Source organism: Paenibacillus andongensis, assembly GCF_025369935.1.
Lineage (GTDB): Bacteria > Bacillota > Bacilli > Paenibacillales > NBRC-103111 > Paenibacillus_E > Paenibacillus_E andongensis.
The window spans coordinates 5,361,147-5,383,784 of sequence record NZ_CP104467.1 but is presented as its reverse complement, the minus strand read 5'-3'; the positions used below and the strand labels follow the sequence as shown (position 1 = coordinate 5,383,784).

At 48.6% G+C, this 22,638-nt stretch carries 25 protein-coding genes and 1 pseudogene; all 26 read left to right on the top strand.

Going from position 1 to position 22,638, the window contains the following annotated elements:
• Positions 1-22: 22 nt before the first annotated feature.
• A complete protein-coding gene (locus tag NYR53_RS34535; RefSeq protein ID WP_367618579.1) occupies positions 23-487 on the top strand; it encodes a hypothetical protein in 465 nt (154 codons plus the stop codon).
• Positions 444-2,381, top strand: a complete 1,938-nt coding sequence (locus NYR53_RS24210; protein WP_367618578.1) for a WD40/YVTN/BNR-like repeat-containing protein — start codon at positions 444-446, stop codon at positions 2,379-2,381. The genes NYR53_RS34535 and NYR53_RS24210 overlap by 44 nt, the downstream gene beginning before the upstream one ends.
• 152 nt (positions 2,382-2,533) lie before the next feature.
• On the top strand, positions 2,534-2,734 hold the full coding sequence (locus tag NYR53_RS24205) for a hypothetical protein (RefSeq protein WP_261301698.1): 201 nt from the start codon (positions 2,534-2,536) through the stop codon (positions 2,732-2,734).
• 24 nt (positions 2,735-2,758) lie between these two features.
• Positions 2,759-4,507, top strand: coding sequence for a cellulase family glycosylhydrolase (locus NYR53_RS24200; protein ID WP_261301697.1), 1,749 nt, complete (start codon positions 2,759-2,761; stop codon positions 4,505-4,507).
• A 128-nt stretch (positions 4,508-4,635) separates the two neighbouring features.
• Entirely contained in the window at positions 4,636-5,220 is a 585-nt protein-coding gene (locus NYR53_RS34530; protein ID WP_367618577.1) for a beta-galactosidase trimerization domain-containing protein, read from the top strand.
• Positions 5,103-5,345, top strand: coding sequence for a Beta-galactosidase C-terminal domain (locus NYR53_RS34525; protein WP_367618576.1), 243 nt, complete (start codon positions 5,103-5,105; stop codon positions 5,343-5,345). Before NYR53_RS34530 ends, NYR53_RS34525 begins: the two co-directional genes overlap by 118 nt.
• Before the next feature lie 196 nt (positions 5,346-5,541).
• Positions 5,542-5,691 (top strand): hypothetical protein, encoded by a 150-nt coding sequence (locus NYR53_RS24190; protein ID WP_261301695.1) that lies wholly within the window; start codon positions 5,542-5,544, stop codon positions 5,689-5,691.
• A gap of 123 nt (positions 5,692-5,814) precedes the next feature.
• Complete coding sequence (locus NYR53_RS24185) at positions 5,815-6,945, top strand: SGNH/GDSL hydrolase family protein (RefSeq protein WP_261301694.1); 1,131 nt, start codon at positions 5,815-5,817, stop codon at positions 6,943-6,945.
• A gap of 67 nt (positions 6,946-7,012) precedes the next feature.
• A complete protein-coding gene (locus NYR53_RS24180) occupies positions 7,013-8,533 on the top strand; it encodes a glycoside hydrolase family 43 protein (RefSeq protein WP_261301693.1) in 1,521 nt (506 codons plus the stop codon).
• Between the two features lie 77 nt (positions 8,534-8,610).
• Positions 8,611-9,255, top strand: coding sequence for a phosphotransferase family protein (locus tag NYR53_RS24175; RefSeq protein ID WP_261301692.1), 645 nt, complete (start codon positions 8,611-8,613; stop codon positions 9,253-9,255).
• Positions 9,256-9,309: 54 nt separating this feature from the next.
• Complete coding sequence (locus NYR53_RS24170) at positions 9,310-9,552, top strand: hypothetical protein (RefSeq protein WP_261301691.1); 243 nt, start codon at positions 9,310-9,312, stop codon at positions 9,550-9,552.
• On the top strand, positions 9,494-9,721 hold the full coding sequence (locus NYR53_RS34520; protein ID WP_367618575.1) for a transposase: 228 nt from the start codon (positions 9,494-9,496) through the stop codon (positions 9,719-9,721). Before NYR53_RS24170 ends, NYR53_RS34520 begins: the two co-directional genes overlap by 59 nt.
• A gap of 661 nt (positions 9,722-10,382) precedes the next feature.
• A complete protein-coding gene (locus NYR53_RS24165; RefSeq protein WP_261301690.1) occupies positions 10,383-10,643 on the top strand; it encodes an acyl carrier protein in 261 nt (86 codons plus the stop codon).
• Entirely contained in the window at positions 10,643-11,977 is a 1,335-nt protein-coding gene (locus NYR53_RS24160; protein WP_261301689.1) for a hypothetical protein, read from the top strand. Before NYR53_RS24165 ends, NYR53_RS24160 begins: the two co-directional genes overlap by 1 nt.
• 33 nt (positions 11,978-12,010) lie before the next feature.
• Positions 12,011-13,117, top strand: coding sequence for a glycosyltransferase family protein (locus tag NYR53_RS24155; protein WP_261301688.1), 1,107 nt, complete (start codon positions 12,011-12,013; stop codon positions 13,115-13,117).
• Between the two features lie 7 nt (positions 13,118-13,124).
• Positions 13,125-14,300 carry a radical SAM/SPASM domain-containing protein gene (locus tag NYR53_RS24150; protein WP_261301687.1) on the top strand — a complete coding sequence of 392 codons (1,176 nt, stop codon included), beginning with the start codon at positions 13,125-13,127 and terminating at the stop codon, positions 14,298-14,300.
• 5 nt (positions 14,301-14,305) lie between these two features.
• The gene (locus tag NYR53_RS24145) at positions 14,306-15,298 is read left to right on the top strand and encodes a Gfo/Idh/MocA family protein (protein ID WP_261301686.1); all 993 of its coding nucleotides are present in this window, start codon (positions 14,306-14,308) and stop codon (positions 15,296-15,298) included.
• Positions 15,299-15,349: 51 nt separating this feature from the next.
• Positions 15,350-16,129, top strand: coding sequence for a glucose-1-phosphate cytidylyltransferase (rfbF, locus tag NYR53_RS24140; protein WP_261306508.1), 780 nt, complete (start codon positions 15,350-15,352; stop codon positions 16,127-16,129).
• Between the two features lie 156 nt (positions 16,130-16,285).
• Positions 16,286-17,374 carry a CDP-glucose 4,6-dehydratase gene (gene rfbG, locus NYR53_RS24135; protein ID WP_261301685.1) on the top strand — a complete coding sequence of 363 codons (1,089 nt, stop codon included), beginning with the start codon at positions 16,286-16,288 and terminating at the stop codon, positions 17,372-17,374.
• Positions 17,375-17,645: 271 nt separating this feature from the next.
• The gene (locus NYR53_RS24130) at positions 17,646-18,644 is read left to right on the top strand and encodes an ABC transporter ATP-binding protein (protein ID WP_261301684.1); all 999 of its coding nucleotides are present in this window, start codon (positions 17,646-17,648) and stop codon (positions 18,642-18,644) included.
• On the top strand, positions 18,628-19,437 hold the full coding sequence (locus NYR53_RS24125; protein ID WP_261301683.1) for an ABC transporter permease: 810 nt from the start codon (positions 18,628-18,630) through the stop codon (positions 19,435-19,437). The genes NYR53_RS24130 and NYR53_RS24125 overlap by 17 nt, the downstream gene beginning before the upstream one ends.
• Positions 19,438-19,480: 43 nt before the next feature.
• On the top strand, positions 19,481-20,254 hold the full coding sequence (locus tag NYR53_RS24120) for an ABC transporter permease (RefSeq protein WP_261301682.1): 774 nt from the start codon (positions 19,481-19,483) through the stop codon (positions 20,252-20,254).
• 4 nt (positions 20,255-20,258) lie between these two features.
• Positions 20,259-20,426, top strand: a complete 168-nt coding sequence (locus tag NYR53_RS24115) for a hypothetical protein (RefSeq protein WP_261301681.1) — start codon at positions 20,259-20,261, stop codon at positions 20,424-20,426.
• Complete coding sequence (locus tag NYR53_RS24110; protein WP_261301680.1) at positions 20,413-20,658, top strand: hypothetical protein; 246 nt, start codon at positions 20,413-20,415, stop codon at positions 20,656-20,658. Before NYR53_RS24115 ends, NYR53_RS24110 begins: the two co-directional genes overlap by 14 nt.
• Positions 20,659-20,682: 24 nt before the next feature.
• The gene (locus NYR53_RS24105) at positions 20,683-21,720 is read left to right on the top strand and encodes a hypothetical protein (protein ID WP_261301679.1); all 1,038 of its coding nucleotides are present in this window, start codon (positions 20,683-20,685) and stop codon (positions 21,718-21,720) included.
• Between the two features lie 614 nt (positions 21,721-22,334).
• Positions 22,335-22,526, top strand: a pseudogene (locus NYR53_RS24100) (DUF6530 family protein); the annotation flags it as partial.
• Positions 22,527-22,638: the final 112 nt, after the last annotated feature.

Sequence of the window (22,638 nt, the reverse complement as noted above, 5' to 3'; positions counted from 1 at the left end):
ATGAAATCAAAGGAGAATTTCTATGCATACAAAAAGATCATATCTGTCGGTCGCAATGATCGTTGCCATGCTGATGGCGTTGTTTTCACCCGTCAGCTCGGCCGCTGCTTCCCCGAAAGAAACCAAACTTGCAAAACCCAAAGATCATTACCAGTTTCAAAATGTAGTTACCGGTGGTGGTGGCGGATACATTCCAGGCATCATCTTCAATCCGAAACAAAAAGATTTGATTTATATGCGAACAGACATAGGGGGGGCCTATCGCTGGAATCCGGAAACAAGCAGCTGGATTCCTCTGTTGGATTCAGCGGGATGGGAAGATTGGGATAAAATGGGAGTAGATGCGCTGGCAACCGATCCTGTCGATCCCAATAAGGTCTATGCTGCCGTAGGAATGTACACCAATAGCTGGGATCCTCATAATGGGTCTATCTTGCGTTCCGATGATCAAGGGAACACATGGAAATCAACGGAACTGCCTTTTTAAAGTCGGCGGTAATGAGCCTGGACGTGGGCAGGGACCTCGGTTGGTTATTGATCCCAATGACAATCATGTTTTATATTTTGGCGCTCGCAGCGGCAATGGATTATGGAAGAGTACAGATTCCGGTGTAACTTGGTCAAAAGTCAACAATTTCCCTGATGCGGGTACATATATTCCTTTTCCTGGTCAGGCTTATGGCGGTAATCCGACCGGTCTTTCCTGGATCGCTTTTGATCCGCGTACAGGAACTGCAGGCCACCCGACGCAGACTATTTACGCTGGTGTAGATACCAACACAGGCAACAATCTTTACCGCAGTACAGATGGCGGGGAAACTTGGGCGGCAGTGCCGGGACAACCAACTGGATTCCTTCCGCACCACGGGATCTTATCATCGACGGGCATGTTGTACATTTCCTTCAGCAATGGCGTAGGTTCCTATGATGGAAGCAAGGGGGATGTCTGGAAGCTCGATACCCATACAGGAACTTGGACCAACATCAGCCCAGTTGCAAGCAGTGATAGCAGCGATTTCTGGGGATATGGCGGACTTGCGGTCGATGCTCAGCATCCAGACACTTTGATAGTTGCGACACTGAATTCCTGGTGGCCAGACGCGAATATTTATCGGAGTACGGATGGAGGGAAAACGTGGAGCCCCATTTGGCAATGGGGGGCGTATCCGAACCGTAACCTCAAATACACAATGGATATTTCGGCAGCGCCTTGGCTTACGATGGGAAGTCCGTTCAATCTGCAGGCGCAAGCTCCAGCGCTTGGATGGATGATTGACGATTTGGAAATTGACCCTTTCAACTCCGATCGCATGATGTATGGAACAGGGGCTACTTTGTATGGGACTAATAATTTGACAGCATGGGATACTGGCAGTACTGTCAATATTTCCGTGATGGCAAAAGGGGTGGAAGAAACCAACGTTCTGGATCTGATCAGTCCGCCGGCTGGCCCTCATTTAATCAGCGCAATAGGCGATATAACTGGATTCACACATGAAGATATAACAAAAGCGCCATCCATGATGTTTACGAATCCTTATGTTGTCGTACCGACAAGCTTGGATTACGCGGAACTGAAACCAAACGTGATTGTTCGGGTAGGAGATTCATACAACAATAGTACTAAAAATCCGAGTGGAAAAGTGGTGGGAATTAGTACCGATGGGGGTACGACCTGGAGCCCGGATGCTACGGAACCACCTAATGCAAGCGGGGGAGAAATAGCTGTCTCTGCTGATGGAAGCGCGTTTGTATGGGGCGGTGGGGCTTCAAACAGTGTCTATTATACGACAGATAACGGAAATACATGGTCAGCAAGTCAGGGTGTTCCTAGTCAAGCGCAGGTCATTTCAGATCGTGTCAATCCGAAGAAATTTTACGCATATTGGGCAGGTAAGTTTTATGTGAGTATTGATCAAGGAGCTACCTTTACACAAACAGCAACGACAGATCTACCTCTAAATACTGCTCCGGGTGTCGGACCTACAATGTCGATCAAAGCTATGCCTGGTCATGAAGGGGATATTTGGATTGCAGGCGGAAATACGGTTGAGGGCAAATATGGCATCTGGCATTCTACAGATTCCGGAAATAGCTTTACGAAGCTGAAAAAAGTGGAAGAAGCAGATTCGATTGGCTTTGGAAAAGCAGCGCCGGAGGAGGACTACATGACATTGTATACCGTCGCGAAAATTGATGGACAACGTGGAATCTTCCGCTCCACGAATGGCGGTAATAGCTGGAAGCGGATTAATGATGATCAACATCAGTATGGAACTCCGAAATCCATTATAGGCGACCCACGAATTTATGGACGGGTTTATTTCGCAACCAATGGTCGTGGCATTATTTATGGGGATCCGGTGAAGGATAGGGATTAGGATCATCCTGATGGCAACAAAATCAAACAAAACCTCGCTATCAGTAGCAGCGAGGTTTTGTTTAGATGGATATGCGATTTGATCATACCAAGCGTTTATTGTTGGAAAGCGATGCACCCATTTATGAGATCGATCGATGACAGGTTTTGAAGATGACAACTATTTTAGTCGTCTCTAATTGTGTGCTAATTCATGGCTCGAAAACCAGGGATTACGGTGGTACCGAATTACTTATAAGAGAAATGGAACAAAAATCGAAAGTGATTATGAATTTTTCGGGAGGTGATGTGCAGTCTGAAAACGAGTTGATGTTGCATCATGAGTCTTCCGGCATGATAAAAAAGCTAATCTAAATAGGTAGGAGGATTGTTTAAAGAATGAAAAGAACAAGATACTTAAGACGATTGACAGCATTTCTGGTAACGTTATCGATTGTGATTACGTTTGATTTTGGCAATTTACAGCCCGCATCGGCTGCAGAATCCCAATCTCCGTCGCTGGCCTATGCTCAGGCAATGGGCCAAGGCTGGAACATATTTAATACGTTTGACAGCTTTAATTCGAACGACTTCTCGCTATCCGATGAGACTTCCTGGGGTCAGCCGAAGGTAACTCAAGATTTGATTCTGGCAGCTAAAGCGAAAGGCTTCAAAAGTGTGCGTATTCCAATGACCGCTTATACAAGATATACATTAGGAGCCGATGGTCATTACGTCATCGATTCGGCATGGCTGGCGAGATATAAGCAAGTTGTTGACTGGGCCGTAGATGCAGGTTTTTATGTAATGATCAACCTCCATCACGATTCCTGGATTTGGCTTAAGAACTGGGATGGAAATACGTCATCCGAGGAATATAAAAGATATGTTGATTTATGGACACAACTAGCGAATTATTTTAAGGATGAACCGGGTACCGTAAACTTCGAGACTATAAATGAGCCCCAATTTGCAAGCGATACAGGAACGATCACGCAACAAGACAAATTGAATATGATCAACAAAGCTGCATTTGATGTTATTCGTAAATCGGGTGGAAAAAATGCAACAAGAATGATTATAATACCATCGTATCAAACAAGCTCTGATGTTGATAAGGCTGATGCAACGTATAACTTTATTGCCGGTCTGAATGATCCGAACCTTATTGCCACAGTGCATTTTTATAGTGACTGGGTGTTTAGCGGCAACCTGGGCATAACAGGCTTTGACGAACAACTTTATAAAGGTTCTCCTGATACGCCAAGATCACACGTAGATTTGTTTTTCAATAACATATACAATTCTTTTATGGCCAAAGGGATCGGCGTTGTCATCGGCGAATACGGTTGGTTAGCTCCAGATCAAGGCGCTGCAGTTAATCAACCGGGTGAAAAGCTGAAATATTTGGAATATTTTAACTACAAGGCATCGCAATATGGAGTTTCTCCGATGATATGGCCGCCTGCATTTGATAGAGTTGCGCCATATGGCTGGAATTCTCTAATCGGCTCTACGATAAATGCAGCTATTCAGGGACAGCGTTCCTCCTATTCAACAGGGCTAAACGAAATCTATATCAAACAGAAGGTTACAAGCGGCATCCGGATTCCGCTTACTCTGAATGGCAATAGCTTCGTAGGCATTGCGGGAATGAAGAAAAGTGATTATTCCTATGATGCTACAACGGCAACCCTTACTCTTTCCAAGGAATTTGTAAATAAAAATTTCAAAGAAGGTTCATACGGCGTCATTGCCGATTTGGATTTGCAATTCTCGGCGGGTGCCGATTGGCATCAATATATAATCAAATATGCAACGCCTGTATTTCAAACGGCTACGGGCACAACAACAGAAGGAATTACGATTCCGGTAAGCTTCAATGGCGCTAAAGTAAGACGTGCTTCCGCCTACGATGCATCCGGCAACAGAATAGGACCTAATTCCTGGTTTCCCTATATGCAGTTTGGCGGTGAATTTACAGCAGACTATAATAAGGGCACATTCAGTATCTTAAGCGGCTTTTTTAATAACTCCGTATCGGATGGAACCATCAAGCTCACGATCGAATTCTACGATGGGCAAGTCATTAACTACGCAATACAAAAGAGCGGAACGAATGTTACGGGAATAGGTGTAGTTCCATGATTTAATGTTACTATAATTTCCAAGGGACTAGGGAGTGTACGTAGAATTGTTTTCACAAATCTATGTATGCTCCTTTATTTTATTGATTTTTTTAAGTCGTATGTTTAATTGTGCGAAGAACGCCATAGATGCCATTCTTCATTTGGCGCGTCACAACATTACCCATATGCTGTGGGACAACGGCACTCGTTTTGACCGCAACAACGTATCAGTGGAAAGATCAGGATACTTACAATATCACCATGGCAGCCTTGAAAAGCCGTTCCTCCAACGCCGAATCTGATCTGATCTTCGTCAGGAAAGGCGCGCCGGCCCAGGACGCCGGGATGGAGCCGCTGGCCTGTCCGCTATCCGAAGTGGCTGGCGTGTACGTGTCGGAGTACGACCCGATCGGCAAAGACGTCCACACTATTCGGGCGAAGAATGGGAAGACCTACACATGCATGCAATGGTGCGATATTCTGGAGCTTTCCGGCGGGGAACCGGTCGCATGGTACGAAGACGATTTCTTCGCCGGCAAACCGGCCGCTGCGGTTCATTATTTTGGAAGTGGCAAGGTGTATTATTTAGGGATGGTTGCGAGGAGAACTTTTATTTGGACTTTTTTCGGGAGACTGCTGCGAAAGCGGGCGCGAGCGTATTCCCCGATCTGCCGGAGGGCGTACAAATTTCGGTTCGCAAAAAGAGAGAGAAGCGATATTTGTTCCTATTGAATCTTTCGCGGAAGCGGCAAACGTTAACGCTCGGTCAAGGTTATCCAAGTGTTCTCAGCGAGAGACGGGTCGGGCCAAAGCTGGACATGGAGCCATACGCTGAAGAAATTGTCGAGCTTGCCTAAACCGGCTGCATTTCATCAACCGGGGCCTCAGCGGTAACCGGGTTTCGCATTCCGCTGGGACGGTCATGAAACCGGTCGGTTTTTTGAAAGCTAATGAATAGGAGCTTCGCCCTTGGCGTTTTCGAGGCAAAGCGATATGAGCCCATTCATAATTTTTGTATGATTTCTGTATTAATTCTTGGGGTAATTTTTTTTCATGATTGTTGTAAAATTATATCTATGTGCCCGTGAAGGGGGAAATCGTGGCGCTAACGCTCCGGCTCCCGAAGGGCCATGGAGCGATCCTGTCCCGTTAGTCTTGGAAGCGATCGATCCGGGGCTGGATTGGACACATACGGGGAAGTGAGAGTCATGTTCAAAAGCTTTCAATACCGGAGCTTTTGAGGGCTCCGGGGAAGCAACAATATATGGTCAGCTGCTTGGCGGCTGGGCTGTCAGATGCCATGAAAACAATTGGGGGTACATAAACATGTGGAGTTCATATGCTTCAGCGACGTCTCTATCGACGGCCACAAATTATATCATGAAAAGCGATTCCGTTTTTACGCATACGTACAGAGCTCACATCAAGATGGCTGAATGCGGGAAAATGGAGCTGAAATTCTGGTGCAGCAATCTGGTGGATTCTACATGGGCAGACGGCTCCGAATCGAGAGCCAATCTGCCGGGAGGCTTGTGGAAAATCGAGGCGGCTTACATCGCTGACGGCGGTCGACTGCCTGACGGGAGCGTTGTAGAGGGCACTCAAATCCCGGTAACGTTCGATTCGTCCATGGCCAGGACGGCGTTACCTGGAGAGACGTTCTGGAGCGATGCCGCCGAGATCACAATCCCGGAGGAGCATTATTTGGCATTTTCGTGGACGATCACGACACTCGCTTCCGGCGACAGCTTTCCTTACAATACGGAAGCACCATTGGTACCTGCCTATGATGCGCCCGGGAATGCCGCCGGCCAAACGTCGGCGGGTGGTTTCCGAAAATCCGCAAACTGTCTGTTTCTGCCGGATTTCATAGGCTGCAAACGAAAGGAGGCAAGGCGACTAGCGTTCTTTGGCGATTCCATCACCCAAGGCGTGCGAACGCGACCGGACACTTACGAATACTGGGTTGCCCGCATTGCAGAAAAGCTTGCCCCTACACACAGCGTATGGAACATCGGTTCGGGCTGGGCGCGAGCCTACGATGCCGCAAGCGACGGAGCTTGGTTGCATAAAGCCAAGCAGAATGATGAGGTTGTCGTAGCATTAGGGGTCAACGATATGACAGCCGGACGAAGCGCCACTCAAGTGCTGGAGGATTTGCAAACGATCGTGGCCAAGCTTAAAGGCAGCCGTAACGGTATGTCGGTGATCCTTTGTACCGTACCCACGTTCAATTTCACCGGCTCTGAGGAGCTTGTCTGGAGGCATGTGAATCAGGCGATAAGAAGCCATGCCATCTCCGGCGTTGATCGAGTATTCGATATAGCGAAAGTGCTCTCTCAAGCCGCTACTCGCGATAACCTGCTAATGCCTGAATATTTGTCCGAAGGGGGCGATCCGCACCCTAATGGAAAAGCGGGTTCAGCCATTGCCGCCGCATTCTTATCCTGGTACTGAATAAATGATTATGAATATGCTTTACACCAATTGAATCAAACTTTGAAACGAGTAGGAGTGCATCCAAATGCCGTATACGAATCCGGTCATTCCCGGCTTTTATCCCGATCCGAGCATCTGCCGGCTCGGGGATGACTATTATTTGGTGACAAGCTCTTTTGCATATTTTCCTGGAGTCCCCCTATTTCACAGCAAGGATCTCGTCAATTGGCGCCAGATCGGACATTGCCTCACAACCGAGCAGCAGTTGCAGCTGGCAAACAGTTGGATCGCGGGAGGAATCTACGCCCCGACGATCCGCCATCACGAAGGCTGGTTCTATATGGTAACGACGAATGTGAGCGGGTTGGGCAACTTCTATGTCCGCAGCAAGCAGCCCGAAGGTCCCTGGTCCGAACCGATACCCGTTGCGCAGAGAGGCATCGATCCTTCCCTATTATTCGATGAAGACGGCAGTGTATACTTTCAATCCACTTACGACGGCAATGAAGGCTGCGGCATTTATCAATGCGAGATTGACATATCGACCGGAAGTATGCTGACGGAGAGCCGTCTGATCTGGAGAGGAACGGGCGGAGCGCATCCGGAAGCGCCTCATCTTTACAAGATCAACGGACTTTATTATTTATTAATTGCCGAAGGGGGGACGGAATACGGCCATATGGCGACGATAGCGAGAAGCAGCGCTCCCTACGGGCCGTACGAACCGTGTCCCCATAATCCGATTTTGTCTCACAGAAGCTTGAAGAGCAGCATACACGCAACCGGGCATGCGGATCTGGTGCAGGCGCATGACGGCAGCTGGTGGGCGGTTTTCTTGGGCATCAGACCGGTCTCTTATCCCTACCGGCATCATTTGGGCAGAGAGACTTTTCTGGCGCCTGTGTCATGGACGGATGACGGCTGGCCGATCATCGGTAACGGTGGGCGTATCGAGTCCGTTATGGAGGCTCCGCAGCTGCAGGAAGTCCAGTGGCCGTATAAGGCAAACAGAGATGATTTTGACGATACAACGCTAGGTTTTGACTGGGTGTTTCTGCGGAATCCGACTCTGGAAAGCTGGTCGCTCCACGAAAGTCCGGGAAATTTGGTGCTACGCGGGAACAAGGTGTCGCTCGATGACGCCGGCGCCCCCGCCTTTGTGGGCCGGCGTCTGCGCCATTTGTCATGCAACATTGCCGCCCTACTCGATTTCGAACCAAAAAGCGAAGGCGAGGAAGCTGGACTTACCGTATTTATGAACGAAAGATATCATTATGATTTGGCCGTAAAGTTCAAGGACGGACGCAAGGTGATCGCATTCCGGAAGACCGTGGGATCATTGAGAACGGAGCACACGTACGATTGCGCAGCAGGCCCGGTCGTGCTAAAGATTGAGGCTCAGCCGGAATGGTTTGTTTTCACCATTCAGCCCAATCAATCCGAAGTCCTTGCGTTGGGCTCGGGAGAAACGCATCTGCTCTCAACGGAGGTAGCTGGCGGCTTTACGGGAGTAATCATTGCGATGTATGCCGTTTGCGAAACAGGACAGAGTACGCCGGCGCTCTTTGATTGGTTCGATTATGAGCCGTTAAATCATATCGAATAGGTCTGCTTGGGTGGTTAAGGATTGCAAGTGGTAATTAAATGGAAACATAAGGTAATAATCCAAATTTATGGAAAGGTATGACCGATATTATGGAAAGCAATATTAAACCTAGGCTGATAGGCAGTGATATGGAACGAATTATTCACCAAACCTTCGGAAGCCGGGTCGTCGAAACGAAAGAATTAACGGATGGGTGGGCAAACAGCGCATACGCGATCACCACAAGCGACGACCGCGACGTTATCCTCAAAGTGGCGCTGTTCAAGGGAACGAAAATGATGCGTTATGAGGCAAACTTGATGCGCACGGAAGTCGAGGCGCTACGCTTGTTTGGCAACAGCGGCACGCTTCCTGTACCCAAGGTGCTCGTACACGACGATACATGCACCATGATTCATGCGGAGTACTTTATTATGGAGCGGCTTTCAGGGGTTCCTTACAACAAAATCAAAGATACGCTTTCTCAGGGAGAAAAGGATGCGATCGAATTTGAGCTTGGCATTTATAGCCGCTTTATCAATGAAGTGCAAGGGGAGAAATTCGGCTATTTCATGCAGCAAGAATCGTGGAAGGACTCCTGGGCGGAAGCGTTTCAACAGATGATCCGGGGTGTGCCCAATGTCATTAAGTTAAGGCGCAGGGCCAAAAATCAAGAACAAGAGCAGGTTATCGAAAAGATAGCCCGCTCTTTTTTTTGTGCGAAATCGAGAAAAAAGACTTGACAAGCAGTTGGAAATGTGAGGCGAAGCCCCTTGAAAACCAAGGAGGTTACGCCAATGAATGAGTACGCGAATTCGCTAAAACAAACGCTGACATCCCTCATCCGAGAAATGTCAGCCGCACCAGCACCTTATGTCAAAAGCCCTGAAAAAGATTTTACCCGCAAGAAAAAGCTGCCCTTTGAAACGGTTATGCAACTCCTGATCTCCATGATGGCAACAGCATATCAAGGAACTCTTTATGGTCGACCGTTCCCCCATCAAGGGCAAAACCATTGTTACGGCCGATCGAGGTTATGAAAGTTACAACAATTTCGCGCATATGGAACGCAAGGGATGGAACTACATCATACGAGTAAAGGATTTGGATTCCGATGGTATTCTTTCGGGCTTGCTCTTGCCCTCTGTGCCGTTTCTGGAACAGGATTCTGTTCAAGTAGAACAGGGGGGAAGAGACTGCCGCTCATAAAGGTGCCTATTTGTTGATCAGCAATCGCTACGATGTTCCGAAAGACTTGGTGCAAACCTATGTTAAGCGCTGATGCATCGAAGAAAGAGTCCTTTATTTTGTTTTGAGAAAATTATATTTATTACGTGATTTTGAGAAAAGTCTAATATTTACATGAAAAGTAATACAAAAATATAGGTATTTTTAAAAAAAACAATATGGTAATATTTGTTAGATGAAAAGGGATATTTAGGAAAGTAAAGCTGACTTGCAGAGGGGGTTATTACTTTAGGGCTTATTGGAGAGGGCATACTTTCAAGTCCTCAGCAGGAATACTGAAGTTGTCGATATACGTGTGACATTCCGCTTGATTCTGATATTACGTGCGAAAAGAACTCAAAAAACATCTGATGGAAAATCCTTGTTCTGGGAGGGAAATTGAAAGAAAACATTAGGCAATATTGAACTGCTCAATGCCAATGAGCATATCAAAGAAAAACTCAAGAGACGGTTTTTTTATAAGAATTATCGAGAAAGCTGATTATTCCAAGCTATTCGAGCGGCTTCCACCCATACTTAAACAAGGAGGTGATCCTGTTTAACGGCAAAGCAGCGGGGTGCATGAATCGCTGCAACGGTAATGAGAGGTCAAAGAAAAATTCGAAACGAGGAGAGGATTTTGATGAAGGAAAAAATTATTCAAATGATCAGCCAAATTAAAAATGATCCGTCGTTATTGGACACGTTAAGCGGGAGCTCCAGCGTTTTGCACGATTCGGGGATGGAATCGCTGCAGATCGTCCATTTCATTTTGCAGGTGGAGGATGAGTTCGGCTGCGAAATTAATTTCGACGAATTTGATATGGAAAATTTGGGGTCTATTGATACCTTTTGTGAATATATTCGGCAAAACAATCACGATCTTAGCAAGCAAGGTCTGTGATGACATCAATAAAGAGGATTGCGAAAATTCATTGCGGCACATTCGATGCGGAGCAGTATTGGAGGGAGCCGGACCTGGCAAAGCTGCCCGGGCTTGCGGATCCTGAAAATTTGCGCATCGTAGCGATGATGGACGAGTTGCTGTTCGTTTTTTGCAGCCCGTCCGAAGCGCTCATTACCCGCAAAGCGATGAATCAGGCGCACAAGCAGTATTTGACCGGTATCGGCTTCCGTTTCGAAAACAATTCGTTCGACGTGGACGGAGAACTGAAACAACTGAACAAGAGCATGCTGCAGCTTTTGGCTGAAGCGGACGCTTCTGCATTTGCTAAAGTGGCGGCGGGGAAGCCGGAGCTTGTGCCCTTTGCGCCAATACCTTTTACCGGAGAAGCAAGCGAGCGGCACGGGTTTGTCTGCCGGATGCCCAGTATGGATATTATCCGCAGGGTGAACACGAAAACGTACTCGACGGACATGAAAGAGCGGCTCGGGCTGCCGAATGTGAGCTTCATCGCAAGCAGTTGCGCCGAGCTGAGGGAAACTGGCGCTTCGCTGCTGAAGAAAGGCGCCTTTCTGATCAAGGATAATTACGGCGTCTCTGGACAAGGCAATCTGTTCATCGATTCCGCAAGCATTTTGGAACGTGTTATCGCTTATACGGAGTCCCAAGAGAAGAAAGGCAAGCAGGTGCGGTTTGTCGTAGAGCCGTATCTGGATAAGCTGTGCGATTTTTCCTGCCAATTCTCCATCGACGAAAGCGGGGAATATCGGCTGATTTCGCTGCAAAGGCTGGCCAACGACGAATTCGCGTATCAGGAATCGTACACGCCGGAGCCGGAGTTTCTTCAGCTTCTTGAAGGTGAAGGCTATTTCGAGCTGATGAGGAGAACGGCGGAGGAGCTGTACAAGGACGGTTATTACGGGCATGTTTGCGTCGATTCCATGCAACTCAAAGACGGAGGGCTTGTTCCGCTCGTAGAGATTAACGCCAGAAAATCAATGAGCCTGATTAAACATCAGATAGATCGGTATTTGGCTCCGCATGAGCTGCAGGGCAACCTCCGGTACTTTTCACTAAGGAGCGTGAATGCGGATTTGCGGTTCGAAGACCTCATATCGGGTATGGAGGAAGCAGGCATCCTGTATCAGCCGGGGATGTCAGCCGGCATCATTCCGCTTACGGCCAATACTCTGACCATCAATCGCAAGCCAGGCAAGCCTTACAAAGGACGATTGTATGTCTCGATGGCCAGCCGGAACGCGGATATACGCAAAGACCTGCTAATGCAACTGCACAGCTTGTTCAAGACACTATCTCTCCAAGTATTGAACTGATTCGGCGTTAAAGAGAATGGAGGGTGACTAGTGATGGGGAGGAAGACGATTTTAACTTCCGGGTTCGGCCTCGGCTTCTATATTCCGGCGCTGTTGCTGGAATATCAACTAAGTGAACGTCAGGTTCCGGCGGAAGCCGTCGTGTTCGAGAATTTCATCGTGAAAGAAAAGAAGGATAAAATTGCCGAAAGCCGCCACGACTACCATATCAATTTTGCCGTTGCCCGCGTTGCGCAAAAGTTTCCGATGGATATCCGTGACAGCATTGATTTTGCCGCTGTTGACCAGCTGCTTGCCGCATGGGAACGGGAGCGGCGGCGAGATTTTATCGTATTTTCGGGCCACTGGATTTACATTCTCGACATGTATGGAGAGCGGGTCGGGAGCGAGTCTCTCAACGTGGATCTGCTCTATGTCGATACGGATTTATCGCCATCCTGGAAAAGCGTGAAGAAATACGTGCCTGACTATGCCGAACGTTATCGCGAAGTATGGCTCTTCGATGCGGCCAATGGGCAAATCCGCTGTCGGGTTCCGGCTGCGGACGAACCGGCCGTAACCTATGCGGGACGCCCGCAGCGGCTCGCCGTGCACGGCGGCGGCTGGGGAATGGGCACCTACTTGGAGAAGATTAACGAGCTGGAGCGCCATTATGAGCTGGATATTGTCATCGCAAGTGAAGCCGATTGCGACGTTTCCAATACAAGGCACCGCTATTGGATGAACGATCCTTCTTGGGAGGCTTGGGAGAAAGGCCCGGAAACAGGCAAACATACGTTTCCGAGATTCGGGGAGATCAAGGCGGGAGAGAGCCCTGTCTTTGCCACGCAGGAAAGCCATCATCGGCTGTATGATCTCATCAAGGGAGCGAAAGCGATCGTCAGCAAGCCGGGCGGCGCAACGCTGCTCGATTCCCTGTCGTCGGCGACTCCGGTCGTGTTTCTCGAACCGTTCGGACCGCACGAGCAAAGGAATGCCGATCTATGGACGCAGCTCGGTTTCGGGATTCCCTACGAGCAATGGAAGCTGGCGGACTTTTCGCCGGAGCTGCTTGAGCCGCTTCATGAAGCGCTGCTTGCGCATAGAAAGGCCGCTCCAAGCTATGCCGATTTATTGTTTGATAATTCTATAATGAGGTGAAACAGCCATGCAGCCGAAAAGCAGTGTCGTTATTGATGAGAAAGCATTTCAGGTCATGAAACGGACGATGAGAAATATGGCGGTTCCTTACCGGGAACGTGCCAAAAATCCGAAATACAGAACACCTGTTCCTGAATCAGTCGGCATCAAGCTGACAAACCGCTGCAACCTCCGCTGCATCCATTGCTTCCAATGGAACGAGGACGGCTATCATCATGCTATGGATAAAGAGGAGCAGAACAAGGATATCGACCTCGACGTGTTCCGCAAAATTATGGAGGAGACGGCCGAGGCGAAATCGCGATTGTATTTGTGGGGCGGCGAGCCGATGTTCCATAAACAGTTCGATCAAATATTGGAGATGCTGGCCGCTGATCCGCGGGAAATGACGATTTGCAGCAATGGTCTGCTGCTTGACAAGTATTTGGACGGCATTATCCGCATTTCACCTGGGCTCGAGCTGCTAATCGCCGTGGAAGGGCTTGAAGCGGAGCACGATTTTATCCGGGGGAAGGGAACCTTCGCGAAGACGATGAAGCAGATCGAGCGTCTGGTCGAACTGCGGGAGCAAGGGATTTACAAAGGGCGCATATCCGTCCATTCCGTTGTCAACGACAGCATGATCCCGAAGCTTTACGAGCTGCTAGAATATTTCGAGTCGCTCAAGCTCGATCTCGTCATCCTATGCTTCCCATGGTATATCTCCAAGGAAACGTCGGTGCAGATGGACAGTTACTTCATGGAAAAGTTCAGTTGGCTGCGCAAGCTGCAAGAAAATCAGGTCAATTCCTGGCACGCCTTCAAATACAAGATGAACGAGGATCATGTCGGGGCCTTGATCGAAGCCTTGGAACGGATCAACGAGCGCGTGTGGAATATCCGCGTCCGTTACCAGCCAGGGCTGGATTATGACGAAATCGAGCAGTTCGTCCGAGGCGAAGCGATGACAAGCCGCTGTGCGACGACGTGTATGGCGCTATCCACAAGAATGGACGTCTTGCCTACCGGCGATGTGACGGCATGCAAGTTTTTCTCGGAATTTACGGTCGGTAACTTGAATGAGCAGGGGCTTCAGGAGCTTTGGGATTCGGATCAATACGACCGTGTCCGCGAGATCATTAATATAGAAGGCTTGACGCCTGCCTGCTCCAAGTGCAGCGTGCTGTATTTGCACGGTATTTGATTAGCATGAAAACAAACAAAAACATCGGCGTCATCGGCTGTGCGGCCATCCTGCCAAGAGTGCTTCTCGAGCCGGTGAAAAGTATCGGGCATTTGCAAGTATACGGAGTCTCCAGCCGGACGAGGGTCAAGGCGGAGGCTTATGCGGAGCAATACGGCATCCCTGTCGTCTTCGACAGTTATGAGGCGGTGCTCGCCAGTCCGGAGATCGATTTTGTCTATATTATGCTGTGTAACGATTTGCATGCGAAATGGATTGTGAAGGCGATCGAGGCGTGCAAGCATGTGCTTGTGGAAAAGCCTCTCTGTCTGAACGGCAATGAAGCCGACAGCATCAGGCAGGCGCATGAACGGGGACGCGTTCATGTACTGGAAGGGCTCATGGTGCAGCATCATCCCTGGCAGCGTGCGATCAAGGAGATCGTCGATTCCGGCGCATACGGCGCGCTGCGAACAATCGAATCCACGATCAGCTTCCTGCCCAAGGAATCGTTTCAAACCAATTATCGCAGCTTTCCGGAACGGGGCGGCGGCTCCTTCTACGATCTTGGCTGCTATTGGCTGCAATTTCTACAGGCTGTTGCCGGGCTTGAGCTTGAATCGTACCGGGGGCAATCCTTGTTCGACGGACCGAACGGAGCCGATTGGACTTTCCACGCCGAGCTTCAGCTCGCGGGCGGCGTGCCCGCGCGCCTGACGACCTCGTTCGAAATGCCTTACAAGGCAGCTCATACGCTCATTTTCGAACATGCTACCGTCAGCATGGAGGATTTCTTCCGGGCCAATCTAGGCTTCTACAAGGTTTCGTTCAAGGTGACCGATCTACGCACAAACGAAACCCGCAAGGTCATGTTCGAGCCGCAAAGCTATTATGTGAATCAATTGAGTTTCTTTAGCGATGTGATCGACGGGCTCAAGACGAACATTCCGCTCGAGGCGTCGCTGGAACGAATTATTTTGCAGGAAAACATTTATCAAGCAGCCCGTCAGCTGGTATAGGCACATTTGCGGTACGCAATTATACTAGCGCGAGCAGTTGAGGTGATTACGATGGGTGATTTGCCTAAGGTCGTCCTGTTATGCGGCGGCTTCGGCACCAGATTGAGCGAGGAAACGGTCACGACGCCGAAACCGCTCGTCGAGATCGGCAACTTGCCGATCATGTGCCACATTATGAACGTATACAGCCATTACGGATTTAAAGAGTTTGTCATCGCACTAGGCTATAAGGGAGAAGCAATCAAGCAGTATTTTTTGAATTTCCCGTATTTACAAAGCGATTTTACGATCCGGCTCGCGGATTCGAGCGTCCAGGTAACGGAAAGCCGTTGCAAGGATTGGATTGTCCATCTGTGCGATACCGGATTGCGTACGTCGACCGGCGGGCGGCTTCACCGGCTGAGGGATCAACTAAAGAGCGGCACCTTCATGATGACCTATGGCGACGGGGTCAGCGACGTCAATCTGCGGGAGCTGCTAGATTTTCATTATTCGCATGGCAAATTAGCGACCGTGACGGCCGTGAAGCCGAGGGGCCGGTTCGGCACCATCAGCTTTGACAGCGATGAGGTGGTCGGATTTAAGGAGAAAGAACCCGCGGAAGACAGCTGGATTAACGGAGGCTTCTTCGTATTTGAACCGGGGGTGCTCGATTACTTGCAGGACGATCAAGCCCAACTGGAGGGCGAGGTGCTGGGCCGCTTGGCTCGGGACGGCCACATGGCCGCTTATAAGCATGAGGGATTCTGGGATTGCATGGACACACTGCGGGACAAACGATACCTGGACAGCTTATGGGAGCGCGGGGACGCTCCGTGGAAGCTGGTTTAAACATTCCATTAATGCTGAAAATTTGCGGGAGATTGAATGGATCGACAGCGAGCAGGCAACTGCTGGAGCGGCAAGCTCAGTTGCTGCATCATTTTGTTGACGATTTGAGGTCGCCTTTGCTGACTTGACAACCCATTTTCTGTAGGAGTTGGTCGGATGTACGATTTGGGTTTTTGGAACGGGCGAAACGTTTTTATAACGGGGAACACCGGGTTTAAAGGGGCGTGGCTCTCCATTTGGCTCCACAGGTTGGGGAGCCGTGTGACTGGGTATGCGCTTGAGCCTGATAACGAATGGAGCCTTTTTCGGCAAAGCAAGCTTGACCGGCATATTCCTACAGTCTTCGGCGATGTCCGTGATTATGAGAAATTAAAGCGGGCGATCGGGCAAGTCGAGCCGGAAATTGTTATTCACATGGCTGCCCAGCCGATTGTGCGGGAATCGTATCGTGATCCGGTCGGGACGTACAGTACGAATGTAATGGGAACTATCCATCTGCTGGAAGCCGTAAGGGAAGTTAATGCTCGCAAAAAGTCAATCCATGCGATCTTGAACGTGACGACGGACAAATGCTACGAAAATCGCGAATGGATGTGGGGCTACCGCGAGAACGAACCGCTTGGAGGCTACGATCCGTACTCCAGCAGCAAGGCATGCTCCGAACTGGCGACGTCCGCATACCGCTGTTCCTTCTTTCCGCCCGAACGTTATGCGGAGCATGGAGTCGCCGTCGCCACGGCTCGCTCCGGCAATGTGATCGGTGGCGGCGACTGGGCCGCAGACCGGCTCATTCCGGATTGCGTGCGGGCGATCATCAGCGGCCAGCCGCTTAAACTCCGATATCCGGAAGCCGTTCGGCCGTGGCAGCATGTGCTCGATCCGCTGTACGGCTATATGCTGCTTGCGGAGCGGTTAGTAAAGGAAGGGCCGGAATTCGCGGAAGCGTGGAATTTTGGTCCGCGCGACGACGACATGCGGACCGTCGAATGGATGGCCGGGCATTTCTGCAAAACCTGGGGAGGGGGAGCCTCCTATGGCCTTCCGGCTGACCGCCCGGAGCTTCATGAAAACCAATTGCTTCGGCTCGATTGCTCCAAAGCGACCGGCAGGCTCGGTTGGCATCCGCGCTGGAATGCCGGCCAAACGATCGATAAAGTTGTAGAATGGACGAAGCAATATATGCAGCGGGAAGACCCCTATGACATTTGTTTGCGGCAAATCGACCAGCACTTTATAGCAGAATGAATCAATGAGGCTGACGAAATTAATTTTTTTCAGCCTCGCTTTTATGTGCTGGAGCAGCTTACGAACTGCTATGTCTTGGGGGTTCCGATCCATTGGGACCGCCTGTATACGGGGGAAACACGGCTCAGAGCCCGCTGCCCACTTATCCGTTTCAACCGTATTCCTGCTGGTTTGATATGCCGGAGCCTGGCACTTCGGCCTGTTCCAAGTGCAGTGTGCTGCATTTGTACGGTGTATTGCTACTCTACATCACATTAAACGGGGTGCACCAGTGAGCCTAATCAAAGTCGAACAACTATGTAAAAGCTTCGAATATTACGAGAAAGAATTAGGGTTTAAAAATTCTCTGAAAAATTTGGTGAAACGAAGAACGTTAACCAAAGAGGCGGTAAGCAATATTTCCTTCGAAATCGAGCATGGGGAAATGGTCGGGTTTCTGGGTCCGAACGGCTCCGGCAAAACGACGACGCTGAAGATGCTGTCCGGCATCCTGTATCCGACAAGCGGCGAGGCGATCGTATACGGCTATGTCCCATGGGAGCGCAAGAAAGAATTCAAGATGCAGTTCTCGATCGTGATGGGGCAGAAATCGCAGTTGTGGTGGGATTTGCCTGCCAACGAATCGTTGTACCTGAATAAATGCATCTACGAGCTTGAGGATAAGCCTTACAATCTGGTTCTGGAGGAGCTAACGGAGCTGCTGGACGTAAAGGATCTGCTCAACATCCAGGTACGAAGGCTCTCGCTTGGTGAACGGATGAAGATGGAGCTGATCGCGTCGCTGATCCATCGGCCGAAGGTCATTTTCCTGGATGAGCCGACCATCGGTCTCGACTTGATTTCGCAGAAGCGCATTCGGGAGTTTCTGAAATATTACAACCAGCAGACGAAAGCGACGGTCATCTTGACGAGCCATTACATGGCGGATATCGAGGATCTGTGCAAACGGACGATCATCATCAATCGTGGGAAGCTCGTTTATGACGGCGATCTTCGGCGAGTGAACGAGCTGTTCAATGCCAAGAAGATCATCAAGCTGCAGTTTACGGACGAAGTGCCGATGAACGAATTGACCGGCTATGGCGCCATCTTGGAGCATGACGGCATGAATGCCGTACTGGAGATCGATAAGCAGGACCTTAAGCAGCTTTCCAAGATCATGCTTGAACGCTTCCCAATTCTGGATTTCACGATTGAAGATATTCCGATCGAGCAGGGCATTGAAAGCTTGTATCAGAAGGATGGGGTCAGACATGAAGTCCTTGCTTAAGTATAAAATAACGTACGTGCTTGCCCTTCAGAATGCGATGGAGTATCGGACCGATTTCCTGCTGAGCATCATCAGCGGCAGCTTCATCGTCGTCGTCCAATGCTTCCTATGGACGGCCGTTTATCAAAGCTCGCCTCATGAGATCATCAACGGCTATACCTATTCTCAAATGATCATTTATTCCGTGCTGTCCGGCGTTGTCTCCAAGCTGGTCTCGGCCGGCTTCGAAGGGGAGATCGCAAACGATATCAAGACGGGCGGTCTAAGTAAATTCATCACTCAGCCCATCCATTATTTCAGTTATCGGATATGCAGCTTTTTCGGAGGAAAGACGGTGCAGACAGGGATTGTTCTCGTTCTTTTCGTCCTTTTGATGCTGATCTTTTCCCGGATATGGGATATCCGCTTCAGTGCGGTCCAGATGATGCTGTTCCTGGTCAGCATCCTGCTCGGGCTGCTTATCAACTTCCTTCTATTCTATTCGATAAGCGCTTTCGCATTCGTCGTGACGGAGGTATGGGGAATATTTGTCGCATTTAACCAAGGGGTGTACCTGCTAAGCGGCGCCATCTTCCCCCTTAATATATTCGGTGATACGGCTACGGCGATCTCCAGCTATTTGCCTTTTCAATATGTCGTGTACTTCCCGGTTAACATCATCAATGGGAGCCTGGCGCACGCTGAGATCGTCAAAGGGCTTATGGTACAGGCGATCTGGGTGATGGTACTGATGGTCGTTTCCAGGCTTTCGTGGGCAGCGGGGATGAAGAAATATGTTGCCGTTGGAGGTTAAGTCGGTGAAGATAAGCTTGAGGGAAATACGGAAGCATTTACGTATGTTTTTTATTTTTGCCAAGAACAGCATGATCGGTTATATGGAATACAAAGCGAACTTCTACTCCAGCTTGACCATGGAGATCGTATTCCTGTCTTCCAAGCTGATCTATATCTTCTTCGTATTGCAGCTGGGGATCGAAATCAACGGGATATCCCCGGACGAAATGATGATATTCACCGGGACCTATACGATCATGATCGCGATCTATACCGGATTGTTCATGGACAATTTTTACAGCTTATCGGGCCATATTCGCAACGGGACGCTGGACTTGTATATGACGAAGCCGCTTTCCCTGCAGTTCATGGTTTCGTGCCGGCATGTCAACTTCGCTCTTCCGATCCCGAACCTGATCGCGGGAATTGCGCTGGTCGTTCTTGCTTGGAAGCGTCTCGGCATCGATCCAAGCTTCATCCACATTGCCGGTTATATCGGAGTGATTCTCAGCAGTGTGGTCGTCACCTATTCGGTGCTGCTGCTTCCGCAAATATTCTCCTTCTGGACGGTGAAATCCGGTTCGATTACCGAAATTCTAGACAAATGCTGGGAACTAAACAACATGCCGATGTTCATATACCCCAAGTGGCTGCGAAGATTGGGGATGTACGTGGTGCCGATCCTGTTCATTACCAACATGCCGTCGATTTATTTGATTCAACGGTTGAATGTATACCTTGGCATATGGATTTTTGCGGCTCCGGTCTTATCGCTAATTGCGGTCAGGCTATTCTGGAAGCTTGCCATCAAACGCTATGCGAGTGCCAGCAGTTAGTGGGATGGACAGCAAACAGACGAAGAAACGGCTGCCTAACGGGATCGAAATCTATCAAAACAACGAAGGCGAGACCGAGTTCCTCTTTAACGAGATTTTCCATAAGGAAATGTATTTCAAGCACGGCACGGTCATGGGCGTCGGAGCCAATATCGAACGTGAGGTTATTTGAGAAAGCGGTCTTGTCCGTGATCCGAAATCAGGATGTTACTTCGAATGTCCTGTTGTCGTGTGACGGGAACGCAATGCAGCGGACAGGGCCGCAAGGGATAGCGAACCAAGCCAACGCGGACACGAACATTGCGGACATCGGCGATTTTATCGCGCTTCCCGGCTCAAAGAAGTATCAAGAGATGAGAGACGGAACAGGGCAATACCCAATGATGAACCTTGTAAAGAGGTAATTCCAGAGGAGCAGGGGTGGTTCTATGAACACGACTTCCGAAATCATTCAACCGATCAAGATTTTTGATAGTTTCTGGATTGACTGCCTTTCGAATAATTTGATCAATCTGTTAATAACGGAAGACGAGTCCAATAAAGCCTTGCCTTTTCTGATGAAGAACGAATATTTTATGACACCGATCAAAGGGACTTACCCTGATATGAAATTCGATGAATGGCACATAACATCGGGAAGTTCGTGCGTACAGGTATCCTTCACTCCGCCATATGGAGAGTTGATCGACAAATTTGAACACGTGGACTACAAACCACATCACGACGAGGATTTAATCGGCAAAGTCGAGGAATGCATTAAGGAAGGATATTATGTATTTGTTACCGTTGACCGATTCTATTTTCCCTCTACACTCGACTATAAAAGAAAGCATTTGATTCATCCAACATTAATCTATGGATTCAACTCTTTAAAAAATGAATTTTATTTGATTGACGATGTTATCAAAAACGGAAAGCAAGATAAGTATGTTCTATCATACTCATCCTTTCTTGAATCGACCGGCAGTGTAAAGAAAACAGGCGAGATCGAAATAGGTGCCGTTCGTGTAAAAAAACCGATGATGGTTCATGACTTCGAGGAACGGATCATCTTGGATAATCTCCGTTCCATTCTGGAGTTTAAAATCGTACCAGATCCAAAATATGACAAGGATTGGATTTATGGAATCGATCTCCTATTGGAATACAGTAAGATTATGGAGGACGTTCTTCCGCTTGCAGAGGATTCGATGAGAAGTATCTTTCTTGCCAATCAAGCCTACCAAGTGCAATTCAAGAATTTGGAATTGGTAAACATCCTCTTCGAGAAGAAAAGATTACCTGACAACCAATTGCGATTACATTTTGAAAAAATTTGCTCGAAGTGGAAAGCATACAAATATTATATGATTTTATATTATGAGAAACAAAAAGCATTTGACATCAAAAAAATGAGTGGCATTTTGGAAAGTTTACATGCCATGGAAGTCGAAGCTACAGAGCTGTTTATCCGGCAATTGTCATGAGTGTGGGCCCATTGCTACACGATGCTTTTTGAAGCGAATGCGGATGAAGGAACTGGGGGATGTATCGCTCACGAACAGGATCACCTCGAATAAACCACGAAAATGTTCTTGCCCAGTCCGAACTTTACCTAGCAGGGCCGCGGCTTGGCCGGCGTTAAAAAAATTGTAAGTATTACACTGCCGCTGCTTTCTCAGAAAAGAAAATGCTTACATCGGAAGTAACCGCCAAATTACATCGGTACTTGTTCATATCCTCAAGAAAATACGCAAGACGAAACTGAAGAAGTTACTCTGGAAGTTCCTGTAGTTTTAACCGCCCATACGACAATTGAAGTCTCTGCGATATTATTACAGGGGATTATTGATGTACCTTATACAGTTACATTCGAAATTGAAATATCCAAATCAGAGGGTGGAAGAAACTTCCTCTGGCAAATTTAAAGGCGTTAACTCGGTACCGTTAACAGCGGAGTATAAAACGGTAGAATCTGTTTGAAAAGCTGGTTATCCATCCTCGAATCCACTTCAACAGCAGGTTCAATCAGGGATGATATATTCGCCTAGGCTCCAATATAGATAAATGTAAAGCAGCCAACTCGGCTGTTTTTTTTTGTTTGTATGATCCTGATAAAACAATGATTGACCGTATTGGGTTGCAAGGGGATGCAATGACTGTATCCGTTTGTGTAGAAAATCCCATGATTGATGACATTAAACTGTTCGCTCAGGCTCTAAATGATGATGGCGAAATGATTGGCGAACGACTTCACGTATTATCCCGTTTACTGAAAGAAATGGGGTATTAAGATATTTGGAAGGGAGAAATGTTATGAACACCCACGAAGAATACATGTTGTCCCCTGGACGACAACTGACAGATATAGAGAATCCAAGTCGTTCATCTACGATTCAGGCACT